Genomic DNA, 18159 nt, shown 5'->3' on the forward strand with positions numbered 1-18159 from the left:
GGCGCAGGTGCAACGTCAGTTGTCGATCATCATCGGACGCGTGCGGGTGGGCCGGGCGCGAAGGCCAGCCCTCATCCCGCCCCGGCCTCCTCGTCCGGCAGGACCAGCACCGCCTCCTCGTGCAGCGCGAGGCCGACCGCGTCGCCCGGGCCGTAGGGCTCCGCCCCGTAGGGCTCGGCCCCGGGCAGCCGCACCCGCAGCGGCTCGGCGAGGCCCGCCACCGCGAGGTGGAGCAGGGCGGAGGCGCCGAGGAAGACCCGGCGCACCACCTGGGCGGGCAGGCCGGTCCCGGGCGGGCCGACCCGCAGGGCCTCGGGCCGCAGGCAGACCCGCGCGGCGGCCCCGTCCGGGAGCCCGGGGGCGGGGAGGCGGCCGAGCGGCGTCTCGGCGGCCCCGGCGCGGATGCGCACCGGGATCTCGGTCGCGTCCGCCAGGAAACGGGCGGCGAACAGGCTCGCCGGGCGCCGGTAGAGCGCCTCGCCGGTGGCGACCTGGACGACGCGCCCGGCCCGCATCAGGGCGATGCGGCTCGCCACCGCCAGCGCCTCCTCGGGATCGTGCGTGACCAGCAGCGCCGTGGTGCCGGTGCGGCGCAGGAGCGCGACCGTGTCCTCCCGCACCCGGTCGCGCATGCGCCGGTCGAGGTTGGAGAAGGGCTCGTCGAGGAGGAGGAGCCGCGGCCCCGGCGCCAGCGCCCGCACCAGCGCCACCCGCTGCTGCTCGCCCCCCGAGAGGGTCTGCGGGTAGCTCTCCGCCCGCGCGCTCAGGCCGACCTGCTCCAGGAGCGAATCGGCCACCGCCCGGGCGGCGGCCGGGCGGCCGGCGAGGCCGAAGCGGATGTTCTCCGCCACCGTGAGGTGGGGGAACAGCGCGTAGTCCTGAAACATCAGCCCGACCCCGCGGGCCTCCGGCGGCACCGCGACGCCCGGCCCCGCCACCAAGCGCCCGTCGAGGAGGATCCGGCCCCGCGAGGGCGCCTCCAGCCCCGCCACGATGCGCAGGAGCGTGCTCTTCCCGCAGCCCGAATCGCCGAGCAGCGCCATCACCTCGCCGGGGCGCACGTCGAGGGAGACGCCGTCCAGGGCCTGCACCCGCCCGAACCGGCAGGCGATGTCCTCCGCCGCGAGGGCCGGGGGGGCCGGGCGGATGCGCGGGCCGGTGTCGGGCATCGGGGGAGGGCGCTCCGTTCTGGCACAGGCGCGGCGGCGCGGCCGGCCGCGGGGTCAATCGGGCGTTAAGCGGATCGGTCGAATTCTCCGCATCGCCCGGGCGGCTCTAGCCGGCCGGCCGGGCGTCGAGCAACCGTCAGGGTGAGTGCGTATGCGTAGCGCGTCGAGCGAGACCCGGAACGCCGTGCCGGGCGCGCCGAGCGGGACCGGCAACGTGGTGCCGTTCCGGCGGGCGAAGGGGCCGGCCGGGCGCGCCTGCCATCCCGAGGATCTCGCCGCGCCGAGCCCCGCCCTCGCCCGCGCCCGCCGCGACCAGCGCAGCCTGATGGACACGGTCTACGAGGCCGGCCACCTGCCGGTGGCGGCGAGCGACCGCGAGACCAAGCTCGTCGCCGCGCGCCTCCAGGTCTACGGCTTCCTGGTGATCGAGGAGGTGGAGGAGGACGGCCGCCTGCGCCGCCTGCGCCCCTCCGAGGCCGTGCGCGCCGGCGGCGAGCGGCCCTGGCGCCTCTCGCGCTCCTCCTACGGCGTGAACCTCGCGGTCTCGATCCCGCGGGTGGACGACTTCCTGTTCGAGCCGGTCGGCATGACCGTGTGATCCGGGATCCGGTTGATCGAAGCGGATCACGCGCCCGCGCGGCGCGTGAGCGAAGCCCCGATCCGCCATCCCGAAGGGATCAAGCGGATCCCGAGCCCGCGCGGCGCTTGAGCGAAGCCCAAATCCGCCATCCCGAAGGGATCGAGCGGATCGGGCATGAGCCCGATGGCCCGGGAGGTCGGGGCGCCGGGCCGTCGGCCGGATCGCATTCCGCATCGCATTCCGCGCGGGGCCGCGCGCTTTGCGGGACCGCGAGGCCGACCCGGGACGGCCCTGGTGGGCTCTCCCGGAGGGCGTGCGCGTCCCGCGCGGGTCGCGAAAATTGACATTGCTTGCCGGATCACCGACACGAGCGCCCGTCGCGGCGGCCGGGGGCGGGGTCCCGTCGCGGGCCCGCCGCCGGTTGGGAGCGACGCGATGACGACCCTTGCGGCCGGGCACGGGCCCGGTGCCGGAGAGCGGCCCGGCCGTGCCGCCCGGGCAGGCAGCCTCGCCGAGCGGGCGCTGTCGCTCGGCGCCCGCAGCCACGCGCGCGCCTGCTTCGTCCTCCTGCTCCTCTGCCTCGCCTGCTTCCTGCCGGGCTTCGCCTCGCTGCAGCCGATGGACCGGGACGAGCCGCGCTTCGCCCAGGCCTCCAAGCAGATGCTGGAGACGGGCGACTTCGTCGACATCCGCTTCCAGGGCGAGGCCCGGCACAAGAAGCCGGTCGGGATCTACTGGGCGCAGAGCGCCGTGGTCGCCGCCGCCGAGGCGCTCGGCGTGCCCGAGGCCCGCACCACCATCGCGCTCTACCGCATCCCCTCGCTGCTCGGGGCCGTGGCGGCCGTGCTCCTGACCTACTGGGCCGCGCTCGCCTTCCTGTCCCGCCGCCACGCCCTCCTGGCCGCCGCCCTGTTCGGCGCCTGCGCGATGCTCTCGGCCGAGGCGCGCCTCGCCAAGACCGACGCGCTCCTCACCGCCGCCGCCGTCGCCGCCATGGGGGCGCTCGCCCGGGCCTGGCTCGGGCGCGGGCGGGGCGAGCCCCCGACGCGGGTCACCGTGGCGATCTTCTGGGTCGCGGTCGCCCTGGGCATCCTGATCAAGGGACCGATGGTCCCGCTCTTCGCCGGCCTCGCCGCCCTCGCCCTGTCGCTGGCGGTCCGCTCGGGCGCGTGGCTGCGGGCCCTGCGGCCCGGGCTCGGGCTCGCGATCGTGCTCGCGGTCGCGGCCCCCTGGTTCGTGGCCATCGGGCTCAAGAGCGGCGGCGCCTTCTACGGCGAGGCGGTCGGCCACGACATGCTGGGCAAGGTCGGCACCGCCCAGACCCAGCACTGGGCCCCGCCCGGCACCTACCTGCTCGTCTTCTTCGGGACCTTCTGGCCCGCCGCGGCCTTCGCGGCCATGGCGGTCCCCTTCGCGTGGCGGCACCGGCGCGAGGACGCGATCGCCTTCCTGATCGCCTGGGTGGTGCCGTCCTGGCTCGTCTTCGAGGCGGTGCCGACCAAGCTGCCCCACTACGTCCTGCCCCTCTGCCCGGCGCTGGCGATCCTCGCCGTCGCGGCGGTCGCCCGCGGGGCCGTGCACCGGGACCGGCCGGGCGCGCCGCTGGTGGCGCTCCTCGTGCCCCTCGTGCCGCTCGGGCTCGCGGTCGGCCTCGCGGTCGCGGCCTGGCGCCTCGACGGCGTGCTGCCCCTCGCCGCCCTCCCGCTCCTCGCCGCGGCGGCCCTCGCGGCGGCGGCGGCGTGGCGCCTGTTCGTCGCCGGCTCCCCCGAACCGTCCCTCGCGGTCGCGGTTCTCGCCGGGCTGCTGCTGAGCCCGGCCGTGTTCGGGCTGACCCAGCCGGTCCTCGCCTCCCTGAAGGTCTCGCCGCGCCTCGCCTCCCTGCGCGCCGCCCTGCCCTGCGCGCCGGTGCGGGTCGGGACGGTCGGCTACCGCGAGCCGAGCCTCGTCTTCCTCGCCGGGACCGACCTCGCGATGCTCGATTCGGGCGAGGAGGCGGCGGAGTTCCTGGCGGCCGGCGGCTGCCGCCTCCTCGCCGTCGAGGACCGCGCCCGGGAGCGGGTCCGCGCCGCGCTCGCGGCCCGGGGCCTCGCGCCGCGGCGGGTCGGCCGGGTCGCGGGCTTCAACATCAACGGCGGCAAGCCCGTCGGGCTCGACGCGCTGGCGGTGCTGCCGTGACGGATCCGGATCCCCTGCGCCTCAGCGTCGTGGTCCCGGTGCGCAACGAGGCGGGCAACGTCGCGCCCCTGGTCGCCGAGATCGCGGCGGCCTGCGCCTCCCTGGCGCCCTTCGAGATCATCTACGTGGACGACGGCTCGACCGACGGCACGCCGCGGGCGCTCGCGGCGGCGCGGGCGGCGCATCCCGCCCTGCGGGTCCTGCGCCACCGCGAGAGCTGCGGCCAGAGCGCGGCGGTGCGCACCGGGGTGCGGGCCGCCCGCGGCGACCTCGTCGCGACCCTCGACGGGGACGGGCAGAACGACCCCTCCTTCATCCCCCGCCTCGTCGCGGCCCTCGACGCGGCCGGGCCGGCGGCCGGGCTCGCCCAGGGGCAGCGGGTCGGGCGCAAGGACGGGCGCCTCAAGAGCCTCCAGTCGCGGATCGCCAACGGGGTGCGGGCGGCCGTGCTGCGCGACGCCACCCGCGACACCGGCTGCGGCCTCAAGGTCTTCCGCCGCGCGGTCTACCTCGCCCTGCCGTATTTCGACGCGCTGCACCGCTTCATGCCGGCCCTCGTCGCCCGCGAGGGCTTCGCGGTCGTCCACGTCGACGTGGTCGACCGGCCGCGCCTGAGCGGGCGCTCGAATTACGGGCTGTTCGACCGGCTCTGGGTCGGCCTGCTCGACCTCGCCGGGGTGTGGTGGCTGATCCGCCGCCGCCGCCGCGTGCCCGTCCTGGCGGGCGGGGCCGGGCCCGAGGAGGCGTGAGCGGATGGTCGCCGACATCATGCACGGGCTCTCGGCCTACCTCGCCTCGCTCTTCGCCGGGCCGATCGACGCCGTGGTGCTGGTGGGGCTGCTCGGGCAGCTCCTGTTCACCGCCCGCTTCCTGGTGCAGTGGATCGCGAGCGAGCGGGCCGGGCGCAGCGTGATCCCGCTCTCGTTCTGGTTCTTCTCGCTCGGCGGCTCGGCGGTGCTGCTCGGCTACGCCCTCTATCGGCGCGACCCGGTCTTCATCCTCGGCCAGAGCCTCGGCACGGTGATCTACCTGCGCAATCTCGCGCTGATCTTCCGCGAGCGCCGCCGGGGCGGGCCGGCCTGAGCCGGGCGGGTCTGGGCCGGGCGGGTCTGGGCCCCGCATTTTGGATTTCGGCCGAAAGACGCTATGCGGTCCGCCTCACAGCCGCAGCGGGATCGCCCTCCGCATGGCCCGGTCCCTCGCGCCCCTGATCCTCGCCGCCCTCGCCGGACCGGCCCTCGCCGAGGGCTTGGCTCTCCCGGCGGGCAGCGCCCTCCCGGCGGGCGCGGCCCTCGCCGGGGCCGGAGGCCTATCCGAGGCGGGAAGCCTCCGCGAGGCCGGAAGCCTCCCCGAGGCCGGAGGCCTCCGGGGGAGTCGGACGATCTGCCGCGATCCCGGCACCGCGCCGCCCGCCCCCGGGATGGACGAGGGCCTCGTGAGCGTGTCGAGCCCCGTCTCCGTGGGCGAGACGGTGGCGCGCCTGCGCGCCGCGATCCGGGCGCTCGGCGGCAAGGTCTTTGCCGAGATCGATCACGGCGGCGGCAGCCCCCGTCGCCCGGCCTGGCTGATCCTGTTCGCGCAGGCCCGCGCCAGCGCGCCGCTGCTGCGGGCCGCGCCGAGTGCCGGCCTCGACCTGCCGCTGCGCGTCCTGGTCTGGGAGGATGCCGCCGGGCGGGTGCGGGCGACCTCCACCGACCCGGCCTGGCTCGCACGGCGCTACGGGCTCGATCCGGACGGCCCCCCGATGCGGGGCACGCGCGAGGCCATCGCCCGGGTTCTCGCCGCGGCCCGGTAGCCGTTTCGGCCCGGAGCGGCCCAGACCAGCGTGACAGGGGCTTGTGCAGCCTGCCCGATTCCGCTTTGGCTGGACGGGGAGGATGCCCGCCGGATGACCGAACAACCGCCCTTCTACGACGACCTCTCGGCCTGCCTCGCCGAGGCGTGGCGGAGGCTCGCGGAGGGCGCGGCGAACCGGCGCGGGGCCTTCCACACGCCCACCGTCGCGACCGTGGGCCTCGACGGGGCGCCGCGCCTGCGCACGGTGGTGCTGCGGGGGGCCGACCCGGCCGGGCGGCGGCTGCGCTTCCACACCGACCGGCGCGCCGCCAAGGTGGCGGAGATCGCCCGGGAGCCGCGGGTGGCGCTCCACGCCTACGAGCCCACCGCCAAGATCCAGCTGCGCCTCGACGGGCTCGCGGCGGTGCACGCGGAGGGCCCCGTGGTCGAGGGCGCCTGGGAGGCGGCCCTGCCGATGAGCCGGGTCTGCTACGGGATCGCCCCGGGGCCCGGGACGCCGATCCCGCGGGCCGACGCCTACGCGCTGCCGCCCGACGAGGAGGCGGCGCGGGGCGACCGCGCGAATTTCCGGGTCGTCCTCGTCACCGTGGCGCGGATGGAGTTCCTGTACCTCTCCGCCGAGGGCCACCGCCGCGCGCGCTTCTCCTGGGAGGGCGACGCGATGACGGCGACCTGGCTCGCGCCCTGAGGCCGGCGCTTCACCCGGCCGCCCGCAGCCGCGCGAAGCCCGCCTCCAGGTCCCGCTTGAGGTCGTCGAGATCCTCGAAGCCGATGTGGAAGCGCAGGCCCGGGCCGCCGGGCTCCCAGGCGGTGGCGGTGCGGTAGGTCCGGCAGTCGAACGGGATCACGAGGCTCTCGAAGCCGCCCCAGGAGAAGCCCATCCCGAAGAGTTCGAGCCCGTCCAGCATCGCCGCCACGGCCGCCTCCGAGCAGGGTTTCAGGATCACCGAGAACAGGCCCGAGGCGCCCTTGAAGTCGCGCGCGAACAGCGCGTGGCCGGGATCCTCCGGCAGGGCCGGGTGCAGCACCCGCAGCACCTCGGGGCGGTCCTTGAGCCACTCCGCCATGGCGAGCGCCTGGCGCCCGTGCTCGGCGAGGCGCAGCGGCAGGCTGCGCAGCCCGCGCAGGGCCAGGAAGACGTCCTCCGGGCCGGCGCACATGGCGAAGAGCGAGAAGGTCTGCTTCAGGGCCGGCCAGTAGCGCGCATTGGCGGAGGTGAGGCCGAGCAGCAGGTCCGAGCCCCCCGACAGGTACTTGGTGCCCGCCTCGATGGCGATGTCGACGCCGCGCGCGTGCGGCGGGAAGAGCAGGGGGGTCGCCCAGGTATTGTCCATCAGCACGCAGGCGCCCCGCGCATGCGCCACCTCGGCGATGGCCGGGATGTCCTGCATCTCGAAGCTCTGCGAGCCTGGCGCCTCGGTGAGCACCGCCGCCGTGTTGTCCCGCATCAGCCCGGCGAGGCCCGCCCCGAGGGTCGGGTCGTAATAGGTCGTCTCGACCCCGAACCGGGCCAGGAACCCGTCGCAGAAGGCGCGGGTCGGCCGGTAGACGGAATCCGTCACCAGGAGGTGGTCCCCGGCCTTCAGGCAGGCCAGCAGCCCGACCGTCACGGCCGCGAGGCCCGAGGGGGTGAGCACCGTGCCGGCCGCGCCCGCGAGCTCCGTCCAGGCCTGCTCCAGCGCCCGCGTGGTCGGGGTGCCGGCCGTCCCGTAGGTGTACTCCGCCCGCCGGTGCTGCAGGGCATCGTAGCTCTCGTAGAGCACGGTCGAGCCGCGATAGATCGGCGTGTTCACGAAACCGTGCTGGCGCGAGGGGTCGCGGCCCGCATGGACGAGACGGGTGCGCTCGGCGAGGCGGCTCGGGTCGCGGGGGGGCGTGATGCTCATCGGACCTCGGGGTCGGCAGGAGACCGCGACCCAAACCGGCGCGCCGGCCCGCGTCAAGCCGGCCCGCGCCACCGCCGAGCGGTTGTGCAACCTCTTGACCGGACAGCGAGCTTCGCCTCGAATGCCGGTTGCCGAGGCAGGATCTCGGTTTGGGCAGGATCCTTGCTTGGGCAGGCACGGCGCAGGACCGGCCGCCTCCCGGCGCAACCGGCCGCGCTCACGAGACAGACGGGGATCGGATGAAGAGGATCATTGCGGCGCTCGCCCTGACGGCGAGCGTCTGCCTGACCGCCGGGGCCGCGCAGGCCCAGGCCACGCTCGCCAGCATCAAGCAGAAAGGGTTCATCGCCTGCGGCTCGAATCCGGGCCTGGCGGGTTTCGGCGTGCCGGACGCGCAGGGGCGCTGGACCGGCCTCGACGTTGATTTCTGCCGCGCCCTCGCGGCGGCGGTCTTCAACGACACCACCAAGGTCCGCTTCATCCCGCTCTCCGCCAAGGACCGCTTCACGGCGCTCCAGTCGGGCGAGGTGGACGTGCTGTCGCGCAACACCACCTGGACCATGTCCCGCGACACCGCCCTCGGGCTCGATTTCCCGGCCGTCAACTTCTACGACGGCCAGGGCTTCATGGTGAAGAAGAAGCTCGGCGTCACCTCGGCCAAGCAGCTCGACGGCGCCTCGATCTGCACCCAGCAGGGCACCACGACCGAGCTCAACCTCGCCGACTATTTCCGCGCCAACAAGCTCAAATACGAGGTGGTGGCCTTCGCGACCTCGGACGAAACCTTCAAGGCCTACGATTCCGGGCGCTGCGACGCCTTCACCACCGACGCGTCCGGCCTCTACGCCGAGCGCCTGCGGGCCGCGAACCCGGACGACAACATCGTGCTGCCGGAGGTGATCTCCAAGGAGCCGCTCGGGCCGGCGGTGCGCCACGGCGATTCGCAATGGGCCGACATCGTCCGCTGGACCCACTACGCGATGCTGAACGCCGAGGAGGCCGGCATCACCCAGGCCAACGTCGACCAGATGGTCAAGGCGACGGACAACCCGGACGTCAAGCGCATCCTCGGCACCGAGGGCAAGTTCGGCGAGGGCATCGGCCTCAGCAACGACTGGGCCTACCGGATCATCAAGCTCGTCGGCAATTACGGCGAGGTGTTCGAGCGCAACGTCGGCCAGGGCTCGCCGCTGAAGATCCAGCGCGGGGTGAACGCCCTGTGGTCGAAGGGCGGCCTGCAATACGGCCCGCCGATCCGCTGACCGGACGGCGCGGGCTCCCTCGGGGAGCCCGCGCCACCCCGCCGACCCCCGCACGCCAGACCTGCCCGCCAGACCTGCCCGCCAGAAGGTCAGCTCCCTTGCCGAACACCTCCCCGGCCTCCGGCCCGCCGCGCGTCTCGCCGCTGAACGACCCGAAGGTCCGCGGCGCGGCCTACCAGATCCTGCTCCTGCTGGGGATCGGCCTCGTCGCCTGGATGGCGATCAGCAACGCGGCCGAGAACCTGCGCAACGCCCGCATCGCCTCGGGCTTCGGCTTCCTCGGCAACACCGCGGGCTTCGACGTCAGCCAGGCGCTGGTCCCCTTCGCGGCGGCGACCTCGACCTACGGCGCCGCCTTCGTGGTCGGGCTGCTCAACACGCTGCTGGTCGCCGTCATCGGCATCGCGGTCGCCACGGTGCTGGGCTTCCTGATCGGCGTCGCCCGGCTCTCGCCGAACTGGATGCTCGCCAAGCTCGCCACGGTCTACGTCGAGGTCGTGCGCAACATCCCGCTCCTGCTCCAGCTCCTGTTCTGGTACGTGGCGGTGCTGGCGGCCCTGCCGGGGGCGCGGGACTCGCTCGCCTTCCCGGGCTCGGTCTTCCTCAACCAGCGCGGGCTCTACGTGCCCAAGCCGATCCTGGCGGCGGATGCCTGGGCGATCCCGGCCGCCTTCGGGATCGGGGTCGCGGCGGCGCTCGCCTACCGGTTCAGGGCGCGGCGGGAGCAGGCCCGCACGGGCCGGCAGGCGCCGGTCGGCCTCGTCGGCCTCGCCCTGGTGCTCGGCCTGCCGCTCCTCGCCTGGGCGGGGCTGGCGCTCGCCGGCCTGAGCCCCGTGACCGTCGAACTGCCCGTCAAGGGCACCTTCAACCTGCGCGGCGGGCTGCAGCTCTTCCCCGAATTCGTCGCCCTCGTCCTGGGGCTCAGCATCTACACGGCGGCCTTCATCGCCGAGGTGGTGCGCTCGGGCATCCAGGCGGTGGCGAAGGGCCAGACCGAGGCCGCGCGGGCGCTCGGCCTGCGCCCCGGCCCGACCCTGCGCCTCGTCGTGATCCCGCAGGCGATGCGGGTCATCGTGCCGCCGCTGACCAGCCAGTACCTCAACCTGACCAAGAATTCGTCGCTCGCCGTCGCCATCGGCTACCCGGACCTCGTCCAGGTCTTCATGGGCACGGTCCTCAACCAGACCGGCCAGGCGGTCGAGGTGGTGGCGATCACCATGGCGGTCTACCTGACGATCAGCCTCGTCACCGCCACGGGCATGAACCTCTACAACCGGCGCGTCGCGCTGATCGAGCGGTGAGGCCAGCATGACCGCCGGACCCCAGACCCTTCCGCTGAGCTACATCCGCCGGGAGCCGATCCCGCCCGCTCCGGCCCCGGCCCTGGTCAGCGGGCCCCTCGCCTGGGCGCGGGCGAACCTGTTCTCGAGCCCCGTCAACACGGCGCTGACGCTGCTCGCCCTCGTCATCGTCGTGCTGGTCGTGCCCCCGCTGCTGCGCTTCCTCGTCCTCGACGCGGTCTTCACCGGCGAGAACCGGGATGCCTGCCGGCCCGAGGTGCTGGGCCGCCCGGTCGGGGCCTGCTGGGCCTTCGTGGCGCAGAAGATCAACTACTTCGTCTACGGCTCCTACCCGATCGAGGCGCGCTGGCGGGTGAACGTCTTCTTCGCCATGGCGGCGCTGGGCGTGGGCTGGCTGCTCTGGCTCGACGCGCCGCGGCGCGACCTCGGCGCCGCCTACTTCTTCGTCGTCTTCCCGCTCGCCGCCTACGCGCTGCTCTCGGGCTTCCCCCTGGTCGGGATCGAGACGGTGCCGACCTCGCTGTGGGGCGGCATGCTGGTGACGATCGTGGTCTCGCTCGTGGGCATCGTCGCCTCGCTGCCGCTCGGCATCCTGCTCGCCCTCGGGCGGCGCTCGCGGCTGCCGATCGTGCGGCTCGCCTGCGTGATCTTCATCGAGTTCTGGCGCGGCGTGCCGCTGATCACCGTGCTGTTCATGGCCAACGTGATGCTGCCGCTCTTCCTGCCCGGCGACATCACGGTGGACCGGCTGCTGCGCCCGCTGATCGGCGTCGCCCTGTTCTCGGCCGCCTACATGGCCGAGGTGGTGCGCGGCGGGCTGCAGGCCATCCCCAAGGGCCAGACCGAGGGGGCGAACTCGCTCGGCCTCAGCTACTGGCAGGGCATGCGCCTCGTGATCCTGCCCCAGGCCCTGCGCATCGTCATCCCGGGCATCGTCAACAGCTTCATCGCCCTGTTCAAGGACACGACGCTGGTCTCGATCGTCGGCATCTTCGACTTCATCCGCACGATCGAATCCGCCCGCATCGATCCGAACTGGGCCGCCCCGACCGTGGTCACGACCGGCTACGCCTTCGCGGCCCTGTTCTACTTCGTCTTCTGCTTCGGCATGTCGCGCTACGCGCTGTTCGTGGAGCGCCGGCTCGCCGCCGGCCAGACACGGTGATCCCCAGAGAACGGTGACCCCATGACCGCATCGCCCTCCGCTCCCGTCCTCCCGGAGATCGATCCGGACCTCGCGCCCGCCAACACCTCCGCGACCCGCCTCGCCTCGGCCCCGGTGGCGGTGACGCTGGAGCGCGTGAACAAGTGGTACGGCGCCTTCCACGTCCTGCGCGACATCGACCTCACCGTGCGCCGGGGCGAGCGCATCGTCGTCTGCGGCCCGTCCGGCTCCGGCAAGTCGACCATGATCCGCTGCATCAACCGCCTGGAGGAGCATCAATCCGGCCGCATCGTGGTGGACGGGGTCGAGCTCACCAACGACCTCAAGCGGATCGACGAGATCCGGCGCGAGGTCGGCATGGTCTTCCAGCACTTCAACCTGTTCCCGCACCTGACGGTGCTGGAGAATTGCACGCTCGCCCCGATCTGGGTGAAGAAGATGGCGAAGGCCGAGGCCGAGGCGGTCGCCATGCGCTACCTCACCCGGGTCAAGATCCCCAACCAGGCCCACAAGTATCCCGGCCAGCTCTCGGGCGGGCAGCAGCAGCGGGTGGCGATCGCCCGCTCGCTCTGCATGAGCCCGAAGATCATGCTGTTCGACGAGCCCACCTCCGCCCTCGACCCCGAGATGGTGAAGGAGGTGCTCGATACCATGGTGGGCCTCGCCGACGAGGGCATGACCATGCTGTGCGTGACCCACGAGATGGGCTTCGCCCGGCAGGTCGCCGACCGGGTGATCTTCATGGACGAGGGCCAGATCGTCGAGGTGAACACCCCCGACGCCTTCTTCCGCGCGCCCCAGCACGAGCGCACGAAGCTGTTCCTGAGCCAGATCCTGCACTGATCCGGGATCCGGTTGATCCAAGCGGATCCCGGATCACGCGCCCGCGCGGCGCGTGAGCGAAGCCCGGATCCGCCATCCCGAAGGGATCACGCGGATGCGGGGCGGGATCGCGACGGCGCATCGGTTCGCCGCCGAGCCGGGGGCTCCCTGCGGCGGGAAGGCTCAGCGCCCGGTCGCGACCGGCAGGTCCTCCCGCGAGCCCCACTCGGTCCAGGACCCGTCGTAGAGGGCGCGCGGGGGCTTGCCGAGGCTCTCGAGGGCGAGCGCCACCACGGCGGCGGTCACGCCCGAGCCGCAGGTGGTCACGACCGGGCGGTCGAGGTCGATTCCGGCGTCGCGGAAGACCTGCGCCAGGGCTGCCGGATCCTTAAGCATGCCCCGCTCCTGGAGGGCGGCGTAGTGGACGTTGAGGGCGCCCGGCATGTGGCCGGGCCGCACGCCGGGGCGGGGCTCCGGCTCCTCGCCCGCGAAGCGCGCGGCGGAGCGGGCATCCACGACCTGGGCCGAGCCGGCGAGCGCCCGCTGCACGTCGCTCACATCCGCCACCGCCGAGTGGTCGAGGCGGGCCGTGAAGTGGCGCCGGTCGCGGGGCGCTCCCGCCCCCTCCTCGACCGGGTGGCCTCCCGCCACCCAGGCCGGGAAGCCGCCCGCCAGCACCGAGACGTCGCGGGCGCCGAAGACCTTGAACATCCAGCGCACCCGCGGCGCCGAGAACAGGCCCATCCCGTCATAGACCACGATGGTCATGCCGTCGCCGATGCCGAGCGCCCGCATCCGCGAGGCGAAGACCTCCGGGGGCGGCAGCATGTGGGGCAGGGGGCTCGTCTCGTCGCTGAGCGCGTCGATGTCGACGCGCACGGCGCCCGGGATGTGGCCGGCGCGGTACTCGGCCTCGGCGTCGCGGTTCATCGCCGGGAGGTACCAGGAGCCGTCGACCACCACGATGTCGGGCGCGTCGAGCCGCTGGGCCAGCCAATCCGTCGAGACGAAGGGTCCTGTCGCCATCTGATCACCACCTCGCGAGCGCGCCGTCGCGGCCCTGTTGTGGTCATGTTGTAGGGCTCAACCGCGGGCGGGTCGACCGCCGCGAGCCCGCGCGGACCGGCCCGATCCGTCGCGGACCGGCCCGATCCGGCGCGGACCGGCCCGATCCGGCGCGGATCGGCGGGTCGCTGGCGGAACGCCGCGACCCGCACTACACCTGACGCGCGGCCGCGCGCCACGGCCGCGCTCCCGGGGGGATCCATGACCGGACGCGCGCCGCGGGAGGTTCACGCCGCATCTGGCACGAACCCTGCTTGGCCTTGCGCGCTGCAACCGCCGTGTCCACTCTCCCTTGCACGGCCGGGCGCGGCCGACGGGCCAGGCAGCGCAACTCCGAGGGCTGCCTGGCCCGCCCGACCCGCGCAGCGGCGCGCACCACTCTCCGTCAGCCCCGGCGAGGTCGCGATGCACCCCACCGCCCGATTCGTGCACCCGTTGCGTCCGAGTGCGATCGAGGTCCTGTCGGGGGGCTATCTCGCCGCGGCGGTGTGGTGTGCGGACCTGCGGGCCGCGGAGGAGCGGCGGGTCAGCGAGACCCCGCAGGACGGCGCGGCCCCGCAATCCCCCCGCGCTGCCAGCCTGCACCAGCTCGCGCCGCGGGCGCGGCCGCGGACGCCGCGGCCCCAGCCGGCCGCCATCCTGCCCTTCGGGCGCGCCGCCGCGCGCCGGTAGGGCGCGCTCGCGCGCCGCCGGCACGAAAAAGGGCGGCCTCGGCCGCCCTTTTCCGATCTCACCTGCGGTCGCGGTCAGACCCTCGGCGAGCGGCCCCGCACGAGGCCGAAGATGGCCGAGACGGCGAACAGGACGATCGCGACGAAGAACACGATCTTGGCCGCTTCCATCGCGGTGCCGGCAATGCCGCCGAAGCCGAGCAGCGCCGCGACCAGGGCGATGACCAGGAACGTAATGGCCCATCCGATCATGGTGGTCTCCTGTCTGTTGGAGCTGCCGGCCCGGACTGATCAGCCCGAAGCGTCGCAGCAAGTTGCAGGAAGAACCGCGGTCACGGAGAGGAGTTCCGGGGAATTTTCGCGCCCTGGCGGCGGAACCTCCGGCCGCTCGCGCGCAGCGCGCGGGCCACCGGATGAGCAAGGCGGCGCGAAAACCGGCACGGAACGGGCGGGAATGGCTCCCCGAGCAGGACTCGAACCTGCGACAAGGCGATTAACAGTCGCCTGCTCTACCAGCTGAGCTATCGGGGAACGACGAGGCCCGCTTAGCGCATGCCCGGCGGCGGACGCAAGCGCGATTCCGCGGAGGAGGCGAAAATTCGCCGGCTTGCCCCCGGTTGCGGAGCCGGGCCGGGCTCTGATAAACAGCCTTCGCCGGGCGGCCGCCCGCCCGGCACGCGGCCGGGCCTCGTCCCCGCCGCCGGACGGCCTCGTGGCGGAGTGGTTACGCAGAGGACTGCAAATCCTTGCACCCCGGTTCGATTCCGGGCGAGGCCTCCAGAACGACGATCGACACGACGACGCGAGCCGGACCCGGGCAGCCCCGGGGGCGGCATGGTCCGCGCCTCAAGGCCAGGGTCATCAGCGGGACGTCCTGGCGGCTCCGGCATCGGGGCCGGGGCAGGGCGCGCGAGGCCCGTTCACGCCGCGCCGCGAGACCGGACCGGACCACCCGCACGGCCGTCGTCCCGCAGCCGGCCCCCGCCCGCGCGCGAACCTTGCCTTTTGGCAGGCGATCCACCACAACCCCCCTCGCCCGACGGCTCGGCCGTCGCCCGAAGCTTGGCCGCACCCGTCCCCAGAGACTCCCATGCTCGATTTCGCGCAGGCGCGCCGCCTCATGGTCGATTGTCAGCTGCGGACCTTCGACGTGACCGACATCGCGCTGCTCGACGCGTTCGACGCCGTCCCGCGCGAGCGCTTCGTGCCAGAGGGACGGGAGGCCTTCGCCTATATCGACCAGCCGATCGTGCTCGGCAGCGAGGAGGGCGAGACCCGCGCGATGCCCTCGCCGATGGTGCTCGCCCGGCTGATCCAGGCGCTCGCCGTCCGGCCCGGGGAGCGCGCCCTCGACGTGGCCGCGGGCCTCGGTTACGGGGCGGCGCTCCTCGACCGGCTCGGCGCCTCCGTGGTCGCCCTCGAATCACTGCCCGGCCTCGCGGCGGCGGCGCGCGAGCGCCTCGCCGCAGCCGGCAAGCCGATCCCCGTCGAGACCGGCCCCCTTGAGGCGGGCGCGCCGAAGGGCGCCCCCTACGACGTGATCCTGGTCGAGGGCCGGGTCGAGCGCCGCCCGCAGGCGCTGCTGGAGCAACTCGCCGATGGCGGGCGCCTCGCCTGCGTCCAGGGCGAGGGCCGCACCGGCAAGGCCACCCTCTGGGTCCGCGCCGGCAACGCCTTCGGCGCCCGCCCGCTCTTCGACGCCGCCGTCCCGGCCCTGCGCGCCTTCGCGGCGGAACCCGGCTTCACGTTCTGAACGCCCGCGCTCCTGGCGCCCGTCCCGAGCGTCCCGTCCCGGCGCCTGCCATCCTGGCGTGCGCGTAACCAAACCTGCGCGCAACTGGGGAAAACCGGGTCCGCCGCCACCGCGAGTGTCGCTTTTATGCGCCACCGGCGGCCAAAGTCGGCACCAGGGGCCGCCGAGGCGGTGCCGTCCAGGTCGCCATTCGCTAAGGTTCGCGTGAGGCGGGCGAATGCGGAATCGGACCGTTCGAGCGCGCATGCGTGCGGAACGGTCCGGCCATTGGCCTCACAGGGTGAGTGCAGCGTGACCGACAGATCCCATCGGGCATATCGCGGGCTTCGGCTCGGCGGCCTTGCCGGCCTCGCGCTCGCGCTGGCCGGTCAACCGGCGGCGGCCGAGACGCTGGAGACCGCGCTGGCCCGCGCCTATGCGGGCAACCCGACGCTCAATTCGCAGCGGGCCGGCCAGCGGGCGACCGACGAGAACGTGGCCCGCGCCCTGTCGGGTTACCGCCCGACGGTGAGCGGCACCGCCGCCATCGGCGTGCAGAATACCAGCGGCGCCCAGGGCGGGGTGCGCATCAGCCAGACCATCGTGCCGGGCAGCGCCGGGCTGACCGTCAACCAGACCCTGTTCAACGGATTTCTCACCGACAACCAGACGCGGCAGGCCGAATCGCAGGTGCTCGGGGGGCGCGAGAGCCTGCGCAACGTCGAGATGACGATCCTGTTCAACGCGGCCCAGGCCTACATGAACGTGCTCGCCGACACGGCGACGCTCGAACTCAACCGCAACAACGTCGAGGTCCTGGAAGAGCAGCTGCGCCAGACCCGCGACCGCTTCAACGTCGGCGAGGTCACCCGCACCGACGTGGCCCAGGCCGAGGCGCGGCTCGCCGGCGCCCGCTCGCAGGTCAGCCTCGCGGAATCGAACCTGCGCACCAGCATCGCCACCTACCGGCAGGTCGTCGGCGTCGAGCCGCGCCAGCTCGCCCCGGGCCGCCCGCTGGACCGCTTCGTCCCGGGCAACCTGACCGCCGCGATCGATATCGGCCTGCGCGAGCACCCGCAGGTCATCTCGGCCCTGCACGCCGTGGATGTCGCCGAGGCCCAGGTCAAGATCGCCGAGGCCGCCCTCTACCCGACGGTGAGCGTCAGCGGCACCGTCCAGAAGCTCTTCGACCAGCAATTCGCCCATACCGAACTGTTCGAGGGCGCCGTCACGGCGCGGCTCAGCGTGCCGCTCTACCAGGGCGGGGTCGAGTACGCCGCGATCCGGCAGGCCAAGGAGCAGGTGGGACAGACGCGCATCCAGGTCGAGACCTTCCGCGATCAGGTCCGCGCGGCGATCGTCACCGCCTGGGGCGGGCTCGAAGCCGCCAAGGCCCGGGTCATCGCCCAGCAGGCCCAGGTCCAGGCCAACGAGGTCGCGCTCAACGGGGTGCGCGAGGAGGCCCGGGTCGGCCAGCGCACCACCCTCGACGTGCTGAACGCGCAGCAGGAACTGCTCTCGGCCCGCGTCAACCTGATCGCCGCCCAGCGCGACCGCGTGGTCAGCTCCTACCAGGTCGTGCAATCGATCGGCCGCCTCACCACGGCCTTCATCAACGTGCCGGTCGCCCAGTACAGTGCCAAGCTGCACTTCGATCAGGTCAAGGATCTCTGGTACGGGGTGCGGACGCCGGACGGCCGCTGACGCGACCGTCCGCCATGGCGCCTGCGCCACACCGGCAAACTGTCATGGTGATGGAGGGCCCGGTCGCTTGTCTGCGCGGCCGGACGTGGAATACTGACCCGCGGGCATGAGGGCCCGGGCCTCCCCTCCTGGTGTTGTAAGTCGATGAGCGCAGCGAGCCCCAAGACGCAGGAACCCTCGATGGAGGAGATCCTGGCCTCCATCCGCCGCATCATCGCCGACGACCAGAAAGAAGCCGAGATGGCGAATCTCGCGGCGGCGAGGCCCGCGCCCGTCCCGGAGCCCGAGGACGAGGAGGACATCCTCGACCTCGCCGGCGTGGCCGAGCCGGTGCGCAAACCTCCCCTGGAGGACGAGCCCGAAATCGCCTTCAAGGACGAGCCGGATTTCGACGCGATCGAGATCGAGCCGCCCGCCCCGCCGCCGCCGCCCGCCCCGCCGAAGGCCGCCGCCCCGCCGCGGCCCGAGCCCGCGCCCATTCCGGCGCCGGCGCCGGAGCCCGCCCCCGAGCGGCTGATCTCGAAGGACACCGACGCGAGCGTGAGCCAGGCCTTCCACCTGCTCGCCCACACGGTCCTGACCAACAACGCCCGCACCCTGGAGGATCTCGTCCAGGACATGCTGCGCCCGATGCTGAAGGCGTGGCTCGACGACAACCTGCCCGCCATGGTGGAGCGGCTGGTCCGGGCCGAGATCGAGCGCGTCGCCCGCGGCCGGTGAGGGGAGCGGCGCCGAGGCGCCGCCCGCCCCGGCGCCGAGGGAGAGTTGACGGGAGGGCCGGGTTCGGCTGAAAGCGCGTCGTGAGGGGGTCGGCCGCCCGCATGGGCCCG

Annotated in this window: 18 protein-coding genes and 2 tRNA genes; 15 read left to right on the forward strand and 5 right to left on the reverse strand. The window is 73.7% G+C overall.

The features are described 5' to 3' along the window. Nucleotides 1-71: 71 nt before the first annotated feature. Nucleotides 72-1169, reverse strand: coding sequence for an ABC transporter ATP-binding protein (locus tag M446_RS28310; protein ID WP_012335527.1), 1098 nt, complete (start codon nucleotides 1167-1169; stop codon nucleotides 72-74). Nucleotides 1170-1320: 151 nt separating this feature from the next. Here M446_RS28310 and M446_RS39280 point away from each other — a divergent pair, with 151 nt between their 5' ends. The 6 genes from M446_RS39280 (at nucleotide 1321) to M446_RS28340 (ending at nucleotide 6409) form a co-directional block, all read left to right on the forward strand. Next, nucleotides 1321-1767, forward strand: coding sequence for a hypothetical protein (locus M446_RS39280; protein ID WP_012335528.1), 447 nt, complete (start codon nucleotides 1321-1323; stop codon nucleotides 1765-1767). 417 nt (nucleotides 1768-2184) lie between these two features. Then, entirely contained in the window at nucleotides 2185-3924 is a 1740-nt protein-coding gene (locus tag M446_RS28320; RefSeq protein ID WP_012335529.1) for an ArnT family glycosyltransferase, read from the forward strand. Next, nucleotides 3921-4673, forward strand: a complete 753-nt coding sequence (locus tag M446_RS28325) for a glycosyltransferase family 2 protein (protein WP_012335530.1) — start codon at nucleotides 3921-3923, stop codon at nucleotides 4671-4673. Before M446_RS28320 ends, M446_RS28325 begins: the two co-directional genes overlap by 4 nt. Nucleotides 4674-4677: 4 nt before the next feature. Further along, nucleotides 4678-5007 (forward strand): lipid-A-disaccharide synthase N-terminal domain-containing protein, encoded by a 330-nt coding sequence (locus M446_RS28330; protein ID WP_012335531.1) that lies wholly within the window; start codon nucleotides 4678-4680, stop codon nucleotides 5005-5007. A 103-nt stretch (nucleotides 5008-5110) separates the two neighbouring features. Then, nucleotides 5111-5719 carry a DUF302 domain-containing protein gene (locus tag M446_RS28335; RefSeq protein ID WP_012335532.1) on the forward strand — a complete coding sequence of 203 codons (609 nt, stop codon included), beginning with the start codon at nucleotides 5111-5113 and terminating at the stop codon, nucleotides 5717-5719. Nucleotides 5720-5812: 93 nt separating this feature from the next. Further along, nucleotides 5813-6409 carry a pyridoxamine 5'-phosphate oxidase family protein gene (locus tag M446_RS28340; protein ID WP_012335533.1) on the forward strand — a complete coding sequence of 199 codons (597 nt, stop codon included), beginning with the start codon at nucleotides 5813-5815 and terminating at the stop codon, nucleotides 6407-6409. 10 nt (nucleotides 6410-6419) lie between these two features. On the opposite strand, the gene metC is transcribed toward M446_RS28340, so the two are convergent. After that, complete coding sequence (gene metC / locus M446_RS28345) at nucleotides 6420-7607, reverse strand: cystathionine beta-lyase (RefSeq protein ID WP_012335534.1); 1188 nt, start codon at nucleotides 7605-7607, stop codon at nucleotides 6420-6422. A gap of 239 nt (nucleotides 7608-7846) precedes the next feature. Between metC and M446_RS28350 the strand changes: the two genes are divergently transcribed. From M446_RS28350 to M446_RS28365, 4 genes are all read left to right on the forward strand, one after another. Beyond that, nucleotides 7847-8869, forward strand: a complete 1023-nt coding sequence (locus M446_RS28350) for an amino acid ABC transporter substrate-binding protein (RefSeq protein ID WP_012335535.1) — start codon at nucleotides 7847-7849, stop codon at nucleotides 8867-8869. A gap of 98 nt (nucleotides 8870-8967) precedes the next feature. Next, entirely contained in the window at nucleotides 8968-10170 is a 1203-nt protein-coding gene (locus M446_RS28355; protein ID WP_012335536.1) for an amino acid ABC transporter permease, read from the forward strand. A 7-nt stretch (nucleotides 10171-10177) separates the two neighbouring features. Continuing rightward, a complete protein-coding gene (locus M446_RS28360; protein WP_012335537.1) occupies nucleotides 10178-11335 on the forward strand; it encodes an amino acid ABC transporter permease in 1158 nt (385 codons plus the stop codon). Nucleotides 11336-11356: 21 nt separating this feature from the next. Further along, nucleotides 11357-12178, forward strand: coding sequence for an amino acid ABC transporter ATP-binding protein (locus M446_RS28365; protein ID WP_012335538.1), 822 nt, complete (start codon nucleotides 11357-11359; stop codon nucleotides 12176-12178). Nucleotides 12179-12340: 162 nt separating this feature from the next. On the opposite strand, the gene sseA is transcribed toward M446_RS28365, so the two are convergent. Further along, complete coding sequence (gene sseA / locus M446_RS28370) at nucleotides 12341-13183, reverse strand: 3-mercaptopyruvate sulfurtransferase (protein ID WP_012335539.1); 843 nt, start codon at nucleotides 13181-13183, stop codon at nucleotides 12341-12343. A gap of 444 nt (nucleotides 13184-13627) precedes the next feature. Here sseA and M446_RS28375 point away from each other — a divergent pair, with 444 nt between their 5' ends. Further along, nucleotides 13628-13894, forward strand: a complete 267-nt coding sequence (locus M446_RS28375; RefSeq protein ID WP_018263771.1) for a hypothetical protein — start codon at nucleotides 13628-13630, stop codon at nucleotides 13892-13894. A 74-nt stretch (nucleotides 13895-13968) separates the two neighbouring features. On the opposite strand, the gene M446_RS36000 is transcribed toward M446_RS28375, so the two are convergent. Both M446_RS36000 and M446_RS28385 read right to left on the reverse strand, forming a co-directional pair. Next, entirely contained in the window at nucleotides 13969-14145 is a 177-nt protein-coding gene (locus M446_RS36000; protein WP_012335541.1) for a DUF1328 domain-containing protein, read from the reverse strand. 203 nt (nucleotides 14146-14348) lie between these two features. Beyond that, a tRNA-Asn gene (locus tag M446_RS28385) sits at nucleotides 14349-14424 on the reverse strand. A gap of 175 nt (nucleotides 14425-14599) precedes the next feature. Here M446_RS28385 and M446_RS28390 point away from each other — a divergent pair. From M446_RS28390 to M446_RS28405, 4 genes are all read left to right on the forward strand, one after another. Next, a tRNA-Cys gene (locus M446_RS28390) sits at nucleotides 14600-14673 on the forward strand. Nucleotides 14674-14983: 310 nt separating this feature from the next. Then, a complete protein-coding gene (locus tag M446_RS28395; RefSeq protein ID WP_012335542.1) occupies nucleotides 14984-15646 on the forward strand; it encodes a protein-L-isoaspartate O-methyltransferase family protein in 663 nt (220 codons plus the stop codon). A gap of 291 nt (nucleotides 15647-15937) precedes the next feature. Then, nucleotides 15938-17329, forward strand: a complete 1392-nt coding sequence (locus tag M446_RS28400) for a TolC family outer membrane protein (RefSeq protein ID WP_012335543.1) — start codon at nucleotides 15938-15940, stop codon at nucleotides 17327-17329. Between the two features lie 240 nt (nucleotides 17330-17569). Further along, nucleotides 17570-18049, forward strand: a complete 480-nt coding sequence (locus M446_RS28405) for a PopZ family protein (RefSeq protein WP_415926923.1) — start codon at nucleotides 17570-17572, stop codon at nucleotides 18047-18049. Nucleotides 18050-18159 lie beyond the last annotated feature (110 nt).

Source organism: Methylobacterium sp. 4-46 (assembly GCF_000019365.1).
Taxonomy (GTDB): domain Bacteria; phylum Pseudomonadota; class Alphaproteobacteria; order Rhizobiales; family Beijerinckiaceae; genus Methylobacterium.

What these genes read in the sequence shown, in the direction of transcription:
- M446_RS28405 (WP_415926923.1), top strand. Translation starts at nt 17,570, where the DNA reads ATGGCGAATCTCGCGGCGGCGAGGCCCGCGCCCGTCCCGGAGCCCGAG.
- M446_RS28395 (WP_012335542.1), top strand. Translation starts at nt 14,984, where the DNA reads ATGCTCGATTTCGCGCAGGCGCGCCGCCTCATGGTCGATTGTCAGCTG.
- M446_RS39280 (WP_012335528.1), top strand. Translation starts at nt 1,321, where the DNA reads ATGCGTAGCGCGTCGAGCGAGACCCGGAACGCCGTGCCGGGCGCGCCG.
- M446_RS28350 (WP_012335535.1), top strand. Translation starts at nt 7,847, where the DNA reads ATGAAGAGGATCATTGCGGCGCTCGCCCTGACGGCGAGCGTCTGCCTG.
- M446_RS28365 (WP_012335538.1), top strand. Translation starts at nt 11,357, where the DNA reads ATGACCGCATCGCCCTCCGCTCCCGTCCTCCCGGAGATCGATCCGGAC.
- M446_RS28320 (WP_012335529.1), top strand. Translation starts at nt 2,185, where the DNA reads ATGACGACCCTTGCGGCCGGGCACGGGCCCGGTGCCGGAGAGCGGCCC.
- sseA (WP_012335539.1), bottom strand. Translation starts at nt 13,183, where the DNA reads ATGGCGACAGGACCCTTCGTCTCGACGGATTGGCTGGCCCAGCGGCTC.
- M446_RS28310 (WP_012335527.1), bottom strand. Translation starts at nt 1,169, where the DNA reads ATGCCCGACACCGGCCCGCGCATCCGCCCGGCCCCCCCGGCCCTCGCG.
- M446_RS28340 (WP_012335533.1), top strand. Translation starts at nt 5,813, where the DNA reads ATGACCGAACAACCGCCCTTCTACGACGACCTCTCGGCCTGCCTCGCC.
- M446_RS28375 (WP_018263771.1), top strand. Translation starts at nt 13,628, where the DNA reads ATGCACCCCACCGCCCGATTCGTGCACCCGTTGCGTCCGAGTGCGATC.
- M446_RS28360 (WP_012335537.1), top strand. Translation starts at nt 10,178, where the DNA reads ATGACCGCCGGACCCCAGACCCTTCCGCTGAGCTACATCCGCCGGGAG.
- M446_RS36000 (WP_012335541.1), bottom strand. Translation starts at nt 14,145, where the DNA reads ATGATCGGATGGGCCATTACGTTCCTGGTCATCGCCCTGGTCGCGGCG.
- M446_RS28335 (WP_012335532.1), top strand. Translation starts at nt 5,111, where the DNA reads ATGGCCCGGTCCCTCGCGCCCCTGATCCTCGCCGCCCTCGCCGGACCG.
- metC (WP_012335534.1), bottom strand. Translation starts at nt 7,607, where the DNA reads ATGAGCATCACGCCCCCCCGCGACCCGAGCCGCCTCGCCGAGCGCACC.
- M446_RS28330 (WP_012335531.1), top strand. Translation starts at nt 4,678, where the DNA reads ATGGTCGCCGACATCATGCACGGGCTCTCGGCCTACCTCGCCTCGCTC.